Annotated in this window: 16 protein-coding genes, 4 pseudogenes and 1 riboswitch; of the genes and pseudogenes, 15 read left to right on the top strand and 5 right to left on the bottom strand. The window is 70.4% G+C overall.

Annotation, left to right across the window (positions count from 1 at the left end):
• Positions 1 to 11: 11 nt before the first annotated feature.
• A pseudogene (locus tag KVT45_RS39885) lies at positions 12 to 950 on the bottom strand (hydrolase); the annotation flags it as partial.
• Positions 951 to 1,260: 310 nt separating this feature from the next.
• Between KVT45_RS39885 and KVT45_RS39880 the strand changes: the two are divergent.
• Positions 1,261 to 1,605 (top strand): hypothetical protein, encoded by a 345-nt coding sequence (locus KVT45_RS39880; RefSeq protein WP_217554235.1) that lies wholly within the window; start codon positions 1,261 to 1,263, stop codon positions 1,603 to 1,605.
• Positions 1,606 to 1,612: 7 nt separating this feature from the next.
• Positions 1,613 to 2,797 (top strand): glutathionylspermidine synthase family protein, encoded by a 1,185-nt coding sequence (locus KVT45_RS39875; protein WP_217554233.1) that lies wholly within the window; start codon positions 1,613 to 1,615, stop codon positions 2,795 to 2,797.
• Positions 2,798 to 2,877: 80 nt separating this feature from the next.
• Here KVT45_RS39875 and rocD read toward each other — a convergent pair whose 3' ends face one another.
• On the bottom strand, positions 2,878 to 4,083 hold the full coding sequence (rocD, locus tag KVT45_RS39870) for an ornithine--oxo-acid transaminase (protein WP_217554231.1): 1,206 nt from the start codon (positions 4,081 to 4,083) through the stop codon (positions 2,878 to 2,880).
• Positions 4,084 to 4,187: 104 nt separating this feature from the next.
• Positions 4,188 to 4,278, top strand: a riboswitch (ZMP/ZTP riboswitch).
• A gap of 32 nt (positions 4,279 to 4,310) precedes the next feature.
• Here rocD and KVT45_RS39865 point away from each other — a divergent pair.
• The 3 genes from KVT45_RS39865 (at position 4,311) to KVT45_RS39855 (ending at position 7,637) form a co-directional block, all read left to right on the top strand.
• Positions 4,311 to 5,765, top strand: a complete 1,455-nt coding sequence (locus KVT45_RS39865) for a glycine hydroxymethyltransferase (protein WP_217554229.1) — start codon at positions 4,311 to 4,313, stop codon at positions 5,763 to 5,765.
• A gap of 146 nt (positions 5,766 to 5,911) precedes the next feature.
• Entirely contained in the window at positions 5,912 to 6,925 is a 1,014-nt protein-coding gene (gene trpS / locus KVT45_RS39860) for a tryptophan--tRNA ligase (protein ID WP_217554227.1), read from the top strand.
• 130 nt (positions 6,926 to 7,055) lie between these two features.
• Entirely contained in the window at positions 7,056 to 7,637 is a 582-nt protein-coding gene (locus KVT45_RS39855; RefSeq protein ID WP_217554225.1) for a 2'-5' RNA ligase family protein, read from the top strand.
• A gap of 96 nt (positions 7,638 to 7,733) precedes the next feature.
• Here the strand turns inward: KVT45_RS39855 and KVT45_RS39850 are convergent, their stop codons facing one another.
• Together KVT45_RS39850 and KVT45_RS39845 are read right to left on the bottom strand one after the other, a co-directional pair.
• Entirely contained in the window at positions 7,734 to 8,489 is a 756-nt protein-coding gene (locus KVT45_RS39850; protein ID WP_217554223.1) for a decaprenylphospho-beta-D-erythro-pentofuranosid-2-ulose 2-reductase, read from the bottom strand.
• A 37-nt stretch (positions 8,490 to 8,526) separates the two neighbouring features.
• On the bottom strand, positions 8,527 to 9,918 hold the full coding sequence (locus KVT45_RS39845; protein ID WP_217554222.1) for an FAD-binding oxidoreductase: 1,392 nt from the start codon (positions 9,916 to 9,918) through the stop codon (positions 8,527 to 8,529).
• 150 nt (positions 9,919 to 10,068) lie between these two features.
• Between KVT45_RS39845 and KVT45_RS39840 the strand changes: the two genes are divergently transcribed.
• The 4 genes from KVT45_RS39840 to KVT45_RS39825 all read left to right on the top strand — a co-directional run bounded on the left by KVT45_RS39840 (position 10,069) and on the right by KVT45_RS39825 (position 12,908).
• Entirely contained in the window at positions 10,069 to 10,569 is a 501-nt protein-coding gene (locus KVT45_RS39840) for a phosphatase PAP2 family protein (protein WP_217554221.1), read from the top strand.
• A gap of 79 nt (positions 10,570 to 10,648) precedes the next feature.
• A complete protein-coding gene (locus KVT45_RS39835) occupies positions 10,649 to 11,593 on the top strand; it encodes a decaprenyl-phosphate phosphoribosyltransferase (protein ID WP_217554284.1) in 945 nt (314 codons plus the stop codon).
• A complete protein-coding gene (locus tag KVT45_RS39830; protein WP_217554220.1) occupies positions 11,590 to 12,015 on the top strand; it encodes a GtrA family protein in 426 nt (141 codons plus the stop codon). The genes KVT45_RS39835 and KVT45_RS39830 overlap by 4 nt, the downstream gene beginning before the upstream one ends.
• Positions 12,003 to 12,908 carry a YihY/virulence factor BrkB family protein gene (locus KVT45_RS39825; RefSeq protein WP_217554219.1) on the top strand — a complete coding sequence of 302 codons (906 nt, stop codon included), beginning with the start codon at positions 12,003 to 12,005 and terminating at the stop codon, positions 12,906 to 12,908. Before KVT45_RS39830 ends, KVT45_RS39825 begins: the two co-directional genes overlap by 13 nt.
• On the opposite strand, the gene KVT45_RS39820 is transcribed toward KVT45_RS39825, so the two are convergent.
• A complete protein-coding gene (locus KVT45_RS39820; RefSeq protein WP_368857563.1) occupies positions 12,856 to 14,118 on the bottom strand; it encodes a D-alanyl-D-alanine carboxypeptidase family protein in 1,263 nt (420 codons plus the stop codon). The genes KVT45_RS39825 and KVT45_RS39820 overlap by 53 nt on opposite strands.
• Positions 14,119 to 14,209: 91 nt before the next feature.
• On the opposite strand from KVT45_RS39820, the gene KVT45_RS56845 reads away from it, so the two are divergent.
• From KVT45_RS56845 to KVT45_RS39800, 6 genes and pseudogenes are all read left to right on the top strand, one after another.
• On the top strand, positions 14,210 to 14,449 hold the full coding sequence (locus tag KVT45_RS56845; protein ID WP_089099820.1) for an SCO4848 family membrane protein: 240 nt from the start codon (positions 14,210 to 14,212) through the stop codon (positions 14,447 to 14,449).
• 31 nt (positions 14,450 to 14,480) lie between these two features.
• Positions 14,481 to 15,125 (top strand): annotated as a pseudogene (locus KVT45_RS56840) (metallophosphoesterase); the annotation flags it as partial.
• A gap of 83 nt (positions 15,126 to 15,208) precedes the next feature.
• A pseudogene (locus KVT45_RS56835) lies at positions 15,209 to 15,316 on the top strand (IS5/IS1182 family transposase); the annotation flags it as partial.
• Positions 15,317 to 15,343: 27 nt separating this feature from the next.
• A complete protein-coding gene (locus KVT45_RS57845; protein WP_302832627.1) occupies positions 15,344 to 15,571 on the top strand; it encodes a hypothetical protein in 228 nt (75 codons plus the stop codon).
• Between the two features lie 365 nt (positions 15,572 to 15,936).
• Positions 15,937 to 16,938: a chitinase gene (locus KVT45_RS39805; protein ID WP_217554217.1), complete on the top strand. Its 1,002-nt coding sequence runs from the start codon at positions 15,937 to 15,939 to the stop codon at positions 16,936 to 16,938.
• A 734-nt stretch (positions 16,939 to 17,672) separates the two neighbouring features.
• Positions 17,673 to 17,897: pseudogene (locus tag KVT45_RS39800) on the top strand (metallophosphoesterase); the annotation flags it as partial.
• Positions 17,898 to 17,925 lie beyond the last annotated feature (28 nt).

Raw genomic sequence — 17,925 nt, 5'->3', positions numbered from 1 at the left:
CCCGGCCGTCAGCTGGCGCCGGTCAGCCAGGCGGTGGCGTTGAGGGCGAGGGCGGCGTTGGTGGCGCCGGTGTCGTTCCAGCCGTCGTACAGCGTGTTGCCGGACTGGCCGGTGCCGTCGTCGATGGGCGAGCTGTCGCCCCAGAACGCGACGCGGCCGCTGCCGAAGGTGCTGGTGGCGAAGAAGGCGCCGGTGTTGCCGGAGTAGCCGCTGCGGTACACCAGGCCCTTGACGGCCGAGTTGTCGGAGGGCTTGAGCGTCGCCGTCGTCCCGTCGGCGATCAGGCTCTTGGTGACCGTGCCGAAGCCGCCGTGCAGCACCGCGTTGCTGCTGTCGCTGATGGCGGCCGGGTAGCCGGAGCTGATGTCCAGCGAGTCGATCGAGAACCCGAACGGGTCGGTCGAGTCCACGCTGTTGTTGGTCATCAGGTCGTTGAGGATCTCGACCGCGTCGTAGCCGTCGCTGTTGCGGTCGGCCCCGGTGTGGTCGGAGATCATGAAGAGACCGCCGCCGGCCTTCACGAAGTTCATGATCGCGGTCTTCTCGGCGGTCGTGAACTTGGTGTTGGGCTCCGGCAGCACGAGCGCGTTGAACTTCGACAGGTCGGTGGCCGACGAACCCCCGTACGTGAGGGCACTCGTCGCGGTCTTCAGGCTGTAGTTGCCGGTCTTCTGCAGGGCGATGCCCCACGACGACAGCGCGCCCGTCCAGTCCTTGTCCGAGGACGGGGAGGAGTCCTGGGAGAGCGGGTCGGGCTTGCTGGTGGAGATGATCCAGTCCGCGTTGCCGGCCTCCTCGGCGTGGCCGTCGTCGAACAGGACCTTGTAGGTGGTGGCCGCGTGGGCGGGGGTCGCGGCGCTGGTGGCCTGGACGGCGGCACCGGCGGCGAGCAGGCCGAGCACGGTCAGGGCCGTGGCGAGTTTGCGGCGCGGGATGGCGAAGCCGGGCATCTGTCATTCCTCCATCGGTGGGGGGTGCGAGAGGGATGGCGGTGCGGGTGGTGCGTCACGAGTCGTTCTGCGCGCGTAGAGAGAAATGCGGTTCTGCGGGGTAGGGCTGTTCTGCGCGCGTAGATTTGGAAGTTGATCGTTCACCTGGGGACAGCTGGACGGTACCGGCGGGACGCGGTGCGCCGACAGGACCCCGGCGACTTCACATGATTTTCTTACCTGGACATGACAAGTCGCTGCCTTCGGTCATGGCTCGAAACCGCTCGTCTAAGCTGTCGCCGGACATCGCACCGCACGGGGGAGCACGAACATGGCAGACGCACGCCGGCAACTGCGCTCGGGCACGGTCGTCCTCGGCGGTATGGGCCTGCTGGCCGCCGCCCTGACCGCCTGCTCGTCCGACCCCGACAAGCGCTGCGTCGACCGCGACAGCTACACCGCCGCCAAGGGCTACCAGGTCGTCTCCGACAAGAACTGCACCTCCACCAAGTCCGCCGTCGACGCGGGCTACTACTACGGCGGCAAGAAGAAGGGCGGCTGGGTCAGCGGCGGCTCCTTCACCAAGCCGCGCAGCGGTTCGGGCGGCTCTTCCGGCGGTGGCCACAGCGTCAAGCGGGGCGGCTTCGGCAGCGGCCACGGCAGCTCCGGCGGCTGACCGCGCCGTGGAACGCCGTACGACCGAACCCCGCCCCGACTGGCAGCGGACCGTCGAGGAACAGGGGCTGATCTACCCCCTCACCCGCCACCCCGACGGCAGCCTGCGCCCGTACTGGGACGAGAGCGCCTACTACGTCCTCACTCTCGACGAGGTGGAGACGCTGGAGGAGACCGTCGAGGAACTGCACGCCATGTGCCTCGCGGCGGCCGACCACATCGTGGCGAAGGATCGTTTCGCCGATCTCGGTGTCACCGACCCCCGGGTGGCCGCCGCCGTGACCGAGTCCTGGCACCGCCGCGCCGAGCTCCCCTCCCTCTACGGCCGCTTCGACCTCCGCTACGACGGCAGGGGCCCGGCGAAGCTCCTGGAGTACAACGCCGACACCCCCACCTCCCTGGTGGAGGCCGCGTCGGCGCAGTGGTTCTGGATGGCGGACCGCTTCCCGGGCGCCGACCAGTGGAACAGCCTGCACGAACGCCTGGTCGCCGCCTGGCGGGAACAGGCCCGTCTCCTGCCGTCCGGCGCCCCGCTGCACTTCGCCCACTCCTCCGCCGACGAACTCGGCGAGGACCTGATGACGGTCGCCTACCTCAAGGAGACGGCGGAACAGGCCGGCCTCGCCACCGACTGGATCTCCATGGAGGAGATCGGCTGGGACACCCTCTCCGGCCGCTTCGTCGACAACCAACTCCGCTTCATCCGCGGCTGCTTCAAGCTCTACCCGTGGGAGTGGCTCACCACCGACCCCTTCGCCGGCCACGTCCTCGACACCCTGGACAACGGCGGCGGCACCGGCACGACCATGTGGATCGAGCCGGCCTGGAAGATGCTGCTCAGCAACAAGGCCCTGCTGGCCATCCTGTGGGAGCTGTGTCCGGGGCACCCGAACCTGCTCCCGGCGTACGTCGACGGCCCGAGAGAGCTCGCGACCGAGCGCGGGTACGTCAGCAAGCCGCTGCTGGGCCGCGAGGGCGCGGGCGTCCAGGTACACGCGCCGGGCGCGGAGCCCGTCGTACGCGAAGAGCCCTGCTGCTACCAGGAGCTGGCCCCGCTCCCCGACTTCGACGGCAACCACGTGGTGCTGGGCGCGTGGGTGGTGGGGGAGGAGGCGGCGGGCCTGGGGATCCGCGAGTCACAGGGGTTGGTGACGGACGACTACGCCCGCTTCTTGCCGCACGTGATCCTCTAGCGCCCCGTCAGGGGCGCGGGGAACTGCGCGACAAGCCACGACGCACCGGCACTCGCGCTCTCACTCGCGGCGGCACCCCCTCAGGCGCTCAGCACCCCCCACAACTGCTCCACCCCCCACTCCAGATCCTCCTCCTCCACCACCAGCGGCGGAGCCACCCGCACCGTCACCCCGTGCGTGTCCTTCACCAGCACCCCCCGCTCCATCAGCCGCTCCGAGACCACCCGTCCCGACCCCACCTGCGGATCCACGTCCACCCCCGCCCACAGCCCCCGCCCCCGCACCGCCGTCACCCGCCCGCTCCCGGTCATCTCCGAAAGCCGCCGGTGCAGCAGCTCCCCCAGCTCGGCCGCCCGCTCCTGGAACTCCCCGGTCCGCAGCATCGCGATCACCTCCAGCCCCACCGCACAGGCCAGCGGATTCCCGCCGAAGGTCGACCCGTGCTCCCCGGGCCGGAACACCCCGAGCACCTCCGCGCTCGCCACCACCGCCGACACCGGCAGCACCCCGCCCCCGAGCGCCTTCCCGAGCACGTACACATCCGGTACGACCCCCTCGTGCTCGCACGCGAACGTCCGCCCGGTCCGGCCCAGCCCCGACTGGATCTCGTCGGCGACGAACAGCACGTTCCGCTCCCGGGTCAGCTCCCGCACCCCCGCCAGATAGCCCGCCGGCGGCACGATGACCCCCGACTCGCCCTGGATCGGCTCCAGCAGCACCGCGACCGTGTTCTCGGTCATCGCGGCCCGCATCGCCGTCAGGTCCCCGTACGGCACGATCTCGAAGCCGGGCGTGTACGGCCCGAAGTCCGCCCGCGCCTCCGGATCCGTGGAGAAGCTGATCACGGTCGTCGTACGCCCGTGGAAGTTCCCGCCCGCCACCACGACCTTCGCCATCTCCGCCGGTACGCCCTTGACCCGGTACCCCCACTTCCGGGCGGTCTTCACCGCCGTCTCCACGGCCTCCACCCCCGTGTTCATCGGCAGCACCATCTCCATCCCGCACAGCTCGGCCAGCTGGGTGCAGAACGCGGCGAACCGGTCGTGGTGGAAGGCCCGGGACGTCAGCGTCACCCGCTCCAGCTGCGCCTTCGCCGCCGCGACCAGACGCGGGTGGCCGTGCCCGAAGTTCAGCGCCGAGTAGCCGGCCAGGAAGTCCAGGTACCGGCGCCCCTCGACGTCCGTCATCCAGGCGCCGTCGGCCGTCGCGATCACCACCGGCAGCGGGTGGTAGTTGTGCGCGCTGTGCGCGTCGGCGGCGGCGATGAGGGCTTCCGTAGTGGTCACGGCGACTCCAGGGGACGCGGTGGGACTGCCCCCTTTCCTACCCTCTGCCCCTGCCCGACTGGTGGACGCCACGGCCCTCGGGCCCGGCGTGCCCGGTAATGTGATCCACGGGCCGTGACTGGCGCGCTGGGATGGGACCGACCATCGGGGAGCGGCCCGCGTCCTGACCGAGTGCCGTGCGCCTGGGCCGAACCGTGAATGCCGAACGCCATGTCCGGAGGTCCCGAATGTCTGACACGTCTGCGCCCCTGTCCACCGAGTCCAAGGCCTACCGCGCCGCCCTCGACGTCATCCGCGCGGTCGAGCCGCGGGTCGCGGACGCCATCGGCCAGGAGGTCGCCGACCAGCGCGAGATGCTCAAGCTGATCGCCTCCGAGAACTACGCCTCCCCGGCGACCCTGCTCGCGATGGGCAACTGGTTCAGCGACAAGTACGCCGAGGGCACCGTCGGCCGCCGCTTCTACGCCGGCTGCCGCAACGTCGACACCGTCGAGGCGCTCGCCGCCGAGCACGCCCGCGAGCTGTTCGGCGCGCAGCACGCCTACGTCCAGCCGCACTCCGGTATCGACGCCAACCTGGTCGCCTTCTGGGCCGTCCTCGCCGACCGCGTCGAGGTCCCCTTCCTGGCGAAGGCCGGCGCCCGCCAGGTCAACGACCTCTCCGAGGCCGACTGGGCCGAGCTGCGCCAGGCCTTCGGCAACCAGCGGATGCTCGGCATGTCCCTGGACGCGGGCGGCCACCTCACCCACGGCTTCCGCCCCAACATCTCCGGCAAGATGTTCGACCAGCGCTCCTACGGCACCGACCCGGCCACCGGCCTGATCGACTACGACGCGCTGCGCGCCCAGGCCCGTGACTTCAAGCCGCTGATCCTCGTCGCGGGCTACTCGGCGTACCCCCGCCTGGTGAACTTCCGGATCATGCGGGAGATCGCCGACGAGGTCGGCGCGACCCTCATGGTCGACATGGCGCACTTCGCGGGCCTGGTCGCCGGCAAGGTCCTGACCGGCGACTTCGACCCGGTCCCGCACGCCCAGATCGTGACCACGACCACCCACAAGTCGCTGCGCGGCCCGCGCGGCGGCATGGTCCTGTGCGACGACTCCCTCAAGGACCAGGTCGACCGCGGCTGCCCGATGGTCCTCGGCGGCCCCCTCCCGCACGTCATGGCCGCCAAGGCCGTCGCCCTCGCCGAGGCCCGGCAGCCCGCCTTCCAGGACTACGCCCAGCGCATCGTCGACAACTCGCGCGCGCTGGCCGACGGCCTGATGCGCCGGGGCGCCACCCTGGTCACCGGCGGCACGGACAACCACCTCAACCTGATCGACGTCGAGACGTCGTACGGCCTCACCGGCCGCCAGGCCGAGACGGCCCTGCTCGACTCCGGCATCGTCACCAACCGCAACGCGATCCCGGCCGACCCGAACGGCGCCTGGTACACCTCCGGCATCCGCATCGGCACCCCGGCGCTCACGACCCGTGGTCTCGGTACGGCCGAGATGGACGAGGTCGCGGGCCTGATCGACCGCGTCCTGACCGCGACCGAGCCGGGCACGACGAAGTCGGGAGCACCGAGCAAGGCCTCCCACGTCCTGGACGAGAAGGTGTCGACGGAGATCGCCCAGCGCGCGACGGACCTGGTCGCGGGCTTCCCGCTGTACCCGGAGATCGACCTGGGCTGATCGACGCCGGTCAGGGGCAGCGCCCCTGAAAGGGGCGCGGGGAACTGCGCGACAAGCCCCCACCGGGCCCGCAGTCCCCCGCGCTCCGAAACCACTCCACCCGTCATGGGCCATCCACCCCCTCGCCCTCTGAGAGAATGGTGAACATGGCCTCTGATCGACCCCGCGTGCTCTCCGGCATCCAGCCCACCGCCGGCTCGTTCCACCTGGGCAACTACCTCGGCGCCGTCCGCCAGTGGGTAGCCCTCCAGGAGTCCCACGACGCCTTCTACATGGTCGTGGACCTGCACGCGATCACGGTCCCGCAGGACCCCGCCGACCTGCGCGCCAACACCCGGCTCGCCACCGCCCAGCTGCTCGCGGCCGGCCTGGACCCGGACCGCTGCACCCTCTTCGTGCAGAGCCACGTCCCCGAGCACGCCCAGCTCGCCTGGGTCATGAACTGCCTCACCGGCTTCGGCGAGGCCAGCCGGATGACCCAGTTCAAGGACAAGGCGGCCAAGCAGGGCGCGGACCGCGCGAGCGTCGGCCTGTTCACGTACCCGATCCTCCAGGTCGCCGACATCCTGCTCTACCAGGCCAACGAGGTGCCGGTCGGCGAGGACCAGCGCCAGCACGTCGAGCTCACCCGCGACCTCGCCGAGCGCTTCAACGGCCGCTTCGGCGAGACCTTCACCATCCCGAAGCCGTACATCCTCAAGGAGACGGCGAAGATCTACGACCTCCAGGACCCGTCGATCAAGATGAGCAAGTCGGCGTCCACGCCGAAGGGCCTCATCAACCTCCTCGACGACCCGAAGGCGACCGCGAAGAAGGTCAAGAGCGCGGTCACCGACACGGAGACCGTGATCCGCTACGACGCCGAGAACAAGCCGGGCGTCTCCAACCTCCTCACCATCCACTCCACCCTCACCGGCAAGTCGATCGCCGAGCTGGAGCAGGAGTACGAGGGCAAGATGTACGGCGCGCTCAAGACGGACCTCGCCGACATCATGGTCGAGTTCGTCACCCCGTTCCGGGAGCGCACCCAGCAGTACCTGGACGACTCGGAGACCCTCGACTCGATCCTGGCCAAGGGCGCGGAGAAGGCCCGCGCCGTCGCGGCCGAGACCCTGGCCCAGGCCTACGACAGGGTCGGTTTCCTGCCCGCCAAGCACTGAGCGAAACGAAGCGCTGCACATCACTTCGGCCACGGCTGCCCGGGAGGCGGCCGTGGCCGTACAGTCGATAGCCGGACGGCCGGGTACGAACCCGACATGCGTCCGCCCACCACGACCGACGGGAGATGACGTGGGGACCGTAACGATCGGCGTGTCGATCGCGGTCCCGGAGCCTCATGGCAGCCTGCTCCAGGAGCGGCGCGCGGGCTTCGGCGACGCCGCGGCCCACGGCATCCCCACGCACGTCACGTTGTTGCCTCCGGCGGAGATCGCGGAGGGGTCGCTGGCCGCTGTGGAAGCCCACCTGAGCGAGGTCGCCGCGGTCGGCCGGCCGTTCCCGATGCGGCTGTGCGGTACGGGTACGTTCCGGCCGCTGTCGCCGGTGGTCTATGTCAGGGTCGTCCAGGGGGCCGAGGACTGTGCCTGGCTCCAGGCACAGGTGCGGGACGAGGCGGGGCCGCTCGCCAGGGAACTGCAGTTCCCGTACCACCCGCATGTGACCGTCGCTCATGGGATCGACGAGGCCGCCATGGACCGGGCGTTCGCCGAGCTTGCCGACTACGAGGCCGCGTGGCCTTGCACCGGGTTCGCGTTGTACGAGCAGGGGGCGGACGGCGTGTGGCGGAAGCTGCGTGACTACGTCTTCGGGGGCTCTGTTGTTCCGCCTCAGGTGGGGCATGTGGAGCAGCGGGGGACCATCGCAAGTCGGTAGCCTGCGGGTCGGTGGGGGCTGGTCGCGCCCACGCGGCGGCAGCCGCATATCGACTACAGCCCCGCGCCCCCAAGGGGGCGCCCCCAGTGGGCGGAACTAGATCGGCAACCTCCGGAAGACCGACCGCGGCGCATGCCTCAGTACCGACATCACCACGCGCAGCGTGCCCGGCACCCACACCACCTCCGAGCGCCTGCGCAGGCCGATCTCGATCGCCGTCGCCACCGCCTCCGGGGTCGTGGCGAGCGGGGCTTCCTCCAGGCCTCTCGTCATCTTCGACCGCACGAACCCCGGTCGGACGACCATGACGTGCACGCCCGTGCCGTGCAGGGCGTCGCCCAGGCCCTGGGTGAACGCGTCCAGGCCCGCCTTGCTTGAGCCGTAGATGAAGTTGGAGCGGCGGGCCCGTTCCCCGGCGACCGAGGAGAGGACCACCAGGGAGCCGTGGCCCTGGGCCTGCAGAGCTCGTGCGCTGACCAGGCCGGCCGAGACGGCGCCGGTGTAGTTGGTCTGGGCGACGCGCACGGCGTTCACCGGCTCGCGTTCGTCGGTCGCCTGGTCGCCGAGGATGCCGAAGGCGAGCAGGACCAGGTCGACGTCGCCGTTGGCGAAGACCTTGCCGAGGGCCGTCTCGTGGGACTCGGGGTCGAGCGCGTCGAAGGGGACGGTGTGGACGTCGGGGCCGAGGGCGCGCAGTTGCTCGGCGGCCTGTTCGAGCGCGGGGGAGGGGCGGCCGGCCAGCCAGACCGTGCGGGTGCGGCGGGCGATCAGCCGGCGCGCGGTGGCCAGCGCGATCTCCGACGTACCGCCGAGGACGAGCAGGGACTGGGGCATTCCGAAGGCGTCCTTCACGGCAACTCCTGAGGGCTAGAGGAGGACTAGAGGAGGACTAGAGACCGAGACGGCGGGACAGGTCGGAGACGAAGACCCCGCGTGGGTCCAGCTCCGCGCGCAGGGCGCGGAAGTCCGCGAGCCGTGGGTACATCGCGGTGAGCAGGTCGGGGCGGAGCCGGGCGTCCTTGGCGAGGTAGACGCGGCCGCCGGCGCCCGCGACCTCCTCGTCCAGTTCGTCGAGGAAGGCGCCGAGGCCGGGCAGCGCGGCTGGGATGTCGAGGGCGAGGGTCCAGCCGGGCACGGGGAAGGAGAGCCAGCCGGGGTCGGCGTCGCCGAAGCGTTTGAGGACGGCGAGGAAGGACGGGCAGCGGCGTTCGGAGATCCGGGCCACGATCCGGCGCAGGGCGGCCTCCTGGCCGTGTCCGACGGCGAACTGGTACTGGACGAAGCCGGCCCGGCCGTAGACGCGGTTCCAGTGCGGGACGCCGTCCAGGGGGTGGAAGAACGCGGAGATGGGCTGGAGTTGGCCGACGCGGGCGCGGGGGGCCTTGCGGTACCAGAGCTCGTTGAAGAGGCCGACGGTGGTGCGGCCCAGGAGACCGTCGGGGACGTGGGCGGGGGCGGGTGGGAGGGTGCGGGGGCGGAAGGCGAGGGGGGCGCGCCCGGCGCGGGTGCCCTTGCCGAGCGCTTCCCGGGGCGCGTGGTCGCCGCGCGTGAGCACCGCGCGCCCGGTCGACGCCCCGCGCGCCAGCAGGTCGATCCAGGCGACCGAGTAGCGGTAGCGGTGGTCGGTGGCGGTCAGACGGGCCATCAGGTCGTCGAGGTCCGCGGCGCGTTCGGTGTCGACGGACATGTACGACGTCTCGACGGGGAGGAGGCGGACGGTCGCCGTGAGGATCACTCCGGTCAGACCCATGCCGCCGGCCGTCGCGTCGAACAGCGGGGTGCCGCGGCTCACCGTGCGGACCTGGCCGTCGGCGGTGAGGAGTTCGAAGGACAGCACGTGACGGGAGAACGATCCCGAGACATGGTGGTTCTTGCCGTGGATGTCGGCGCCGATCGCGCCGCCCACCGTCACCTGGCGGGTCCCCGGGGTCACCGGGACGAACCAGCCGAGCGGCAGCAGCACCTCCATCAGGCGGTGCAAGGAGACCCCGGCGTCGCACAGCACGGTGCCGCCGTCCGCGTCGATGGCGTGGATGCGGTCGAGGCCCGTCATGTCGAGCACGGCACCGCCGGCGTTCTGCGCCGCGTCGCCGTAGGCCCGCCCGAGGCCCCGCGCGATACCGCCGCGCGCCCCGCAGGTCCGGACCGCGTTCGCCGCCTCCTGGTAGGTCCGGGGGCGGATCAGGCGGGCGGCGGTGGGGGCGGTGCGGCCCCAGCCGGTGACGGGGACGGTGGTCTCGGGCGCGGCGGGACCTGCGGGCCCTTCAGGCTTTCCAGGCATAGGGACGACCGTATCGCTGCCGTATGGGTGTTATGGGAGCTATAGGGGATTGGTTACGGAAGATCACCTGACTCCCCGAAACGGGTGATTATCGGAATGTCGCTCAATATGGTCGTAGCTTTGGCGGGGTGAAGGTGAACAGTGAGTCCAATGGACGACATGGACCACCGGATCCTCTCCGCACTGCACGCCTGCGGCGCCGATCCACGCGTCGCGTCGGCCGCGCGCGGTCTCTCCCTCGCCGGTGAGCACGGCGCGCTCTGGCTCGCGGCGGGCCTCGCCGGTGCCGCCGTGGACGGCGCGCGGCGCGGCGCCTGGTTGCGCGGCACGGCGCTCGTCGCGAGTGCGCACCTCGGCAGCATGGGCGTCAAACGGGTCGTGCGCCGGGCGCGCCCCGCACATGTCCGGCCCCGGATGCGCACCGCGGGCCGGCACTCCTTCCCCAGCTCGCACGCCACCTCCGCCGCGGCCGCCGCCGTCGCCTTCGGGGCGCTCGGCGTGCCCGCCCTCGGGCCCCTCGCGGCCGCCATGTGCCTGTCCCGGCTGGTCGTCGGCGTGCACTTCCCGACGGACGTGGCGGCGGGCGCGGCCCTGGGGGCGCTCACGGCCCGCGCCGGGGCGCGCTGGATGAGCGGAGGCGGGCGTGACTGAGACCGCGCACGCCGCAGCGGAGGGCGTTGCCGAGACGACGCCGGCGAAGGGTCCGGCCGAGGGCGTTGCTGAAACGACTCTGCACGAGCAGCGCGCCCACTCCGCCCGGCCGTCCGCACCACCCCGGGCCCCCGTCACCCTCCCCGGCGTACTCCGCGGCCTGCTGAGGACCACCCGCCCCAAGCAGTGGGTCAAGAACACCCTCGTCATCGCCGCCCCGGCCGCCGCCGGACAGCTCTTCTCCGGGCACGCCCTCGCCCGCCTCACCCTGACCTTCGCCCTCTTCACGGCCTGTGCCGCCGCCGTCTACCTGATCAACGACGCCCGGGACGCCGAGGCCGACCGCGCCCACCCCGTCAAGTGCCGCCGCCCGGTCGCCGCCGGTCAGGTCCCGGTCCCCGTCGCCTACGCCGTGGGAGGCGTCCTCGCGGTCCTGGCACCGCTGCTCGCGGCCCGGCTGACCCCGCCGCTCGTCCCCGTCCTGCTGACCGCCTACCTGGGCATGCAACTGGCGTACTGCGTCGCTCTGAAGCACGTCCTCGTCGTCGACCTCGTCGTCGTCACCACCGGCTTCCTGATGCGGGCGATGATCGGCGGGGTCGCGCTGGGCATCCCGCTGTCCCGCTGGTTCCTGATCACCACCGGCTTCGGCGCGCTCTTCATGGTGTCGGCCAAGCGCTACTCCGAGGCCGTGCAGATGGCCGGGAAGGCGGGCGCCACGCGCGCGTTGCTCACCGAGTACACCACCGGCTACCTCCGCTTCGTCTGGCAGCTGGCCGCCGGAGTCGCCGTCCTCGCCTACTGCCTGTGGGCCCTGGAGGGCCACCGCGGGCCCGTCGCCGGCCTGCTGCCCTGGCGCCAGCTGTCCATGGTCGCCTTCATCCTGGCGATCCTGCGGTACGCAGTCTTCGCCGACCGGGGCACCGCCGGCGAACCCGAGGACGTCGTCCTGGGCGACCGCGCCCTCGCCCTGATCGGTCTGGCCTGGCTGGCGATGTACGGCCTCGCCGTGGCCCACTGGTGAGCACGGACCGGCGCGAGCTGATCGGCTTCGCCGCCGTCGGCCTGCTCGCCTACGCCGTCGACCTCGGCCTCTTCAGCTGGCTGCGCGGTCCGGCCGCCCTCGACCCGCTCACCGCCAAGTCCCTGTCCTTCGTGGCGGGCTGCACGGTCGCCTACCTCGGCAACGCCTGCGGCACCTACCGTCACGCGCGTGCAACCGGGGTGCGCCCCTACGCCGTCTTCGTCGCCGTGAACCTCGCCGGCGCCCTGGTCCAGCTGGTCTGCCTCGCGGTCAGCCACTACGGACTCGGGCTCACCTCGCAGCGCGCCGACACCGTCTCCGGCGCGGTCGTCGGGATGGCGCTGGCCACGATCCTGCGCTTCTGGGGCACGCGTACATTGGTGTTCCGCGGAGGGGGCAGAGTCGGATCATGGACTGGCTGAGAAGACTCCCCGTCGTCGGCCCGCTCGTGGGCTGGCTCATGACCACGCACGTGTGGCGGTCGTACGAGCGGCTCGACCGGGTGAAGTGGTCCCGGCTGGCCGCGGCCATGACCTTCATCAGCTTCATCTCGATCTTCCCGCTGCTGACCGTGGGCGCCGCGATCGGGGCCGCCACGCTCAGCGAGTCCCGGCAGCAGGACCTCCAGAAGAAGATCGCCGACCAGGTGCCCGGCATCTCCGACCAGCTGGACATCCACTCCCTGGTCCAGAACGCCGGCACGGTCGGCCTGATCGCCGGTGCCGTCCTGCTGTTCACCGGCATCAACTGGGTCGGCCAGATGCGGGACTGCCTGCGCGCGGTGTGGCAGCTGCCCGACAAGGACCAGAACCCGATCCTCGCCAAGGCCAAGGACGGCGTGATCCTGATCGGCTTCGGCGGCGCCGTGCTCGTCACGCTCGCCGTGTCCACCATCGCCTCGGCGGCGGTCGGCTGGACGGCCCGGCAGCTCGGCATCGCCGAACACAGCTGGGGCAGCCTCCTGCTCCGTACCGCCGCGTTCGTCGTCGCCGTGACGGCCGACTTCCTGCTCCTGCTCTACGTCCTCACCCTGCTGCCCGGCGTCGAACCGCCGCGCCGCCGCCTGCTGGTCGCGGCCCTGATCGGCGCCGTCGGCTTCGAACTCCTCAAGCTCCTGCTCAGCGGCTACATCCAGGGCGTCGCCGGGAAGAGCATGTACGGCGCGTTCGGCGTCCCGGTGGCCCTGCTGCTGTGGATCAACTTCACGGCCAGGATCGTCCTGTACTCCGCCGCCTGGACGGCGGAGGAGAGCAGCACCGAGTTCAGGGACGAGTCCGTCGGCGCACCAGATCCGGCAGCGGCCAACGGCGGTTGACCAGGAACGCCGCGCCCAGCAGCAGCACCAGCGCCCCGCCCGCGATCGCCAGCGCGACCCCGATCCCGCCGGAGCCCTCGGCGGAGGCGGCGGCCACCGGCTTCGAGCTCGCCTCGGCGTCCTTGCCGACGGCGGAGGCCTGCGGCTCGGCACTGGACCCCACGGCCCCCTTCGGCGGCACCAGCTCCCCCACCGGAGTCACCTTGCCGGCCGCCTGGAAACCCCAGTCGAACAGCTTGGCGGTCTCCTTGTAGACCTCGTTGTGCTCCTTCTTCTCCGGGTTCATCACGGTGACCAGCAGCACCCTGCCGTCGCGCTCGGCGACCCCGGTGAAGGTGGCGCCGGCGTTGGTGGTGTTGCCGTTCTTCACCCCCGCGATGCCCTGGTACACCGGGACGTCGGTGTCACCGCTCAGCAGCCGGTTGGTGTTCTGGATCTCGAAGGTCCCACGGACCGACTTGCCCTTCGCGTTCTTCGTCGTGTCGCCCGGGAAACCGGCCCGCACGGTCGAGCAGTACTCCCGGAAGTCCTTCTTCTGCAGTCCGGAACGCGCGAACAGCGACAGGTCGTACGCCGACGACACCTGCCCCGGCTGGTCGTACCCGTCCGGAGTCACCACATGGGTGTCCAGCGCCTGGAGCTCGTCGGCGTGGTCCTGCATGTCCCGGACGGTCTGCTCGACCCCGCCGTTCATCGCGGACAGCACATGCACGGCGTCGTTGCCGGAGCGCAGGAACACCCCGAGCCAGAGGTCGTGGACCGTGTAGGTCTGGCCCTCCTTTATCCCGACCATGCTGGAACCGGCGCCGATGCCCGCGAGGTCGGCCGGCACCACCTTGTGCGGGGTCGACTTCGGGAACCGGGGCAGCACGGTGTCCGCGAAGAGCATCTTCAGGGTGCTCGCCGGGGGCAGCCGCCAGTGCGCGTTGTGCGCGGCGAGCACCTCGCCCGACTCGGCGTCGGAGACGATCCAGGAGCGCCCCGTGATGTCCTTCGGCAGCACAGGCACCCCGGCGGCCAGGTTCACCTGGGTACCGGGCTGACCCAGCCGGGTACCGCCCACCGTCGACATGTCCGCCGGGGGAGTGGCCGACGGAGTCGCCGAGGGGGTCGGCGCGGCGAGCGCGGCCGGCCCGGCGAGGGACAGGGACATCAGGGCGGCTGAGGTGGCCAGCAGAACACGGCTGGCCTTCGGTTTCGGAGCGGGCACGGACGAGAACGTACCTGCCCCGGAGGGCGAAGTCCCGTCACCGACCCCACCCCGGAACCGGAACCGGACAGCGGACGGAGATACTGAACGCATGAAGCTCAGCCGTCCGGTCTCCTGGTTCCTGCTTGTGTTCGGGGTGTGGAGCTGGTTCATCTGGATCACTTTCGTCAAGAACCTCGTCAAGGACGGCAGTGGACTGGCCTTCGACAACGGCCATCCCACGGCGTATTTCTGGATCCACCTGACGCTGGCCGTCGTGTCCTTCGTATTGGGGACGGTCATCGGGGTCATCGGGTTGCGCGGAGTCCGCGCACTGCGCCGCACGTCATAGCAACGGCAGGGGAAGAGGAGACGGCAGGGCGATCATCGTCTTCGGGCTTCTCGCCCTGGCCGTGGTGACGGCTCTGTACCGGTACCTGTGGCGCCGCCTGGTGCGCGACACGACCACGCGGTGGGGCCGGCCGCGCCGGCTGGGCACCGCCCTGTTCGTCGCCGGCCCGGTCCTGATGTTCGCGGCCCTCTTCACAGAGGTGGGCCACGCCCCGTTCGCCCTCCAGCGCACCCTGGCCTGGCCGGGCTTCCTGTGGATGGTCCTGTCCCTGTACCTGCTGCCGGCGGTGGTGGCGGGGGAGGGGGTACGACCGCAGCTGCGCCGTGCACTGAAGCGCCCCGTGAGGGGCGCGGGGCTGTATTCGATTTGCGGCTACCGCCGCGTGGGCGCGCCAAGCCACGACGACGAGCAACTGTTGTCACGGACCGGTGGGCCCCATCAGGGGCGCGGGGAACTGCGCGAAGAACTCCCGCCCACCCGCACTGAAGATCCCACCCCCGCCCCCTCCCGCCGCGGCTTCGCGCAGCGGGTCGTCGACACGATCAACGCCACACAGCCCGACCTGATCGCGGTGGTCGGCGACCTCGTCGACGGCAGCGTGCAGGACCTCGGCCCCGCGGCCGCCCCCCTGGCCCAGCTGTCGGCAGGCCACGGCAGCTTCTTCGTCACAGGGAACCGAGCTTGAGAATACTCGCAGGCCTCATGCTCAAGTAGAGTCCGGGGCTGGGGAGTTGACTGTGCGGTGCTGCTGCAGAGTCGGCTCCCGGGGCATGGCCGCGGCTGCACGAGGTCCTCCTCGCCAAGCTCCGCAGCGCGTACGCCCTGGGCTTCTCCAGCGCGCTGGTCGGCGGGTCCCACATCCGGGCGTCAAAGGGGCTCCAAGTCCGTGCATATGTGTGGACGTCGGCCGGGGAAGCGGCGCCGGACGCCGGCGGGCAGGTGGCCGTGGACCTGGACGGGGTGCTGGTCATCGCGCACTCCGAGACGCAGGACGCGGCCGCGACCTGGAAGAAGACCTTCGGGCACCATCCGCCGCCGCATCCTCCGCCTCGCCCGCCACTGGCCATGGAGCGGTGCGATCACCGAGGCCCCGGCCCGGCTCGAAGCCCTGCCGAACTCTGACTGACCAGCACATTCCCTTCCCCGCGAGCAGCACCACCCCGCCGGAGCCGTGGAAGCCGACGCCCACCCGAAGCGACAGCCGGGCCCTCACACTGCCCACCATCAGCCCAACAACCCGAAACGGCCCGCCAGCTGCACTGACCAGCCGTCACGAGAGATCGAGGCCAAAGCGCAACTTGTCTCAACGAGGCGGCGATCAGCACTAGTTGCTGGGTCGATCGGCTACGGAAATTTCTGAGGCAGGCTTGACGGCGGCATTGGTCTAGGCCTTAATGGCACTCGCCGCTGTTCATGTGAACAGAAAATGTTCAGATACATGAACCCTTCCCCTCGCCGGCTCGTGCCGCGCTGCATCTGGAGGACCCATGCGTCGAATCGGCCGATACTTGCTGGGCATTGCCGCCACGGTCAGCACCACGGTCGCTGTCCTGGCCGCCCCGGCATCTGCCGCCCCGGCCGCAGCCAACCCGGGCCCTGGCTTCCCTGCCCGGTACTCGGCGCCCTACGCGGAAACGTGGAACTCCCCGTCGGCTCTCGCCAACGCCCGCAACGCCACGGGGCAGAAGTACTTCACCCTGGCCTTTGTCATCGCCGGGAACGGCTGCAACGCAACCTTCAACGGTGACACGTCCATCACCGACGCCTCCTGGACCTCCGCCGTCAACTCGCTGCGCGCGGCGGGCGGAGACGTCATCGTTTCCTTCGGAGGTGCTTCAGGGACGGAACTGGGTGCTGCCTGTACCTCGGTCTCCTCTCTCAAAGCCCAGTACAAGCGGGTGGTGGACAGCCTCAACCTCACCCGCATCGACCTCGACATCGAAGGCTCGACACTCGACAACACCGCTGCCAACGACCGGCGGAACAAGGCTCTCGCGCAGTTGCAGAGCGAATACGCGGCAGCGGGACGCCATCTCGACGTCCAGTACACGCTCCCCGTCAATCCCACCGGCCTGGAGCAGAACGCCATCGCGCTGCTCAACAACGCGAAGAGCAACGCGCTGACCGTGAACCTCGTCAACATCATGACGATGGACTACGGATCGGCCATGGACATGGGCAAGGCCGCAACCGATGCGGCAACTGCTCTGCACACCCAACTCGGCAAGATCTGGACGACCAAGACCTCCGCACAGCTGTGGGCCATGGAAGGAAACACTCCGATGATCGGGGTCAACGACACCCAGGCCGAAGTGTTCACCACCGCCAACGCGTCCACGCTCGCCAACTTCGCAGCCTCTAAGGGCATCCAGGAGCTCTCCTTCTGGTCATTGGGCCGAGACAAGGCCTGCGCAACCAACGGACAGCTCTCCGACAGCTGCAGTGGCACCTCCCAGAGCGCATACCAGTTCACCCGCACCCTCCGATGACCCGCGGCTCACCAGCCCCTCAGAAGCCGTATCTCAACCGTTCTTGGAACGCGTGGGTCGAACGGAGTTCCTGGGCGGGTGATCTTCCGGCGGTACGCGCATGAAGGCAGGACCTCCTGGTAGCTCGGGGATTGACCCCATTCCGAGCGGTTCCCGGAGGCCCTGTCGTCGTTCTTGTGGACAGCTCCTGACCCGAAGGTCACGAGCCGTGCGATGGCCGTACAGATCCAGTCGATGATGTCCACCAACACCTGCATCCCCCCACCACATCACTGCACCTCGTTCCCGCAGCGCGGAGAGTCTGTCAGGGCGGTCGTACGACGGGAATGGACCACTCAGGCTCTTACCGCGATCCTTGCCCCACCCCGCACACGCCAATGCTCGCCGTCACTCGCGGACGGCGCCCCGCCATCCAGGAGCCTGAGCACCCCCGCCGGAGGCCGGCTCTGACCGTGGATGCTCTCTGCAGTGATCGATTCATGATCCGGCTTCGCCTGGCGCAGCGGAGCGCAGCCGGCTTGATCCAGGTATCTGTCTCGCTAAGACGGGATGGGTGAGGTGCCTTGGGCCCTTGCGGGTTTGGTCCCGTTCTCCAAGGCCCTGTCGTTCGGTAACTCGTCCGTATGGTCTGGGCGGGCACGCAGGGCTACGTACCTCCTGCGCCGGCGGCACACCGCGGCGAAGGGCCTCAGGAAGGTTTGAACCGCCGTTGGTGCGGCGTTTGGCCATCGGTGGTCCGTCACCACGTCGACCTCCAGCTCTCCGGCCACACCCACGGCGGCCAGCTCTGGCCGGGCAACTTCATCGCGGCGGCGGCCAACCCGACCGTCGCCGGTCTGGACCGCTACGGCGACACCCGGTTGTACGTCTCCCGGGGCGCCGGCGCCTGGGGTCCGCCCACCCGGGTGGGCGCCCCGTCGGACATCACGGTCATCGAACTGGCGTCGAAACAGACCTGACCGAAACCGCCTCCCGCTCGCTGTGGAG

The sequence above is a fragment of the Streptomyces sp. GbtcB6 genome, from assembly GCF_019091475.1.
Taxonomy (GTDB): domain Bacteria; phylum Actinomycetota; class Actinomycetes; order Streptomycetales; family Streptomycetaceae; genus Streptomyces; species Streptomyces hyaluromycini.
This window is presented reverse-complemented; position numbering and strand designations above follow the sequence as displayed.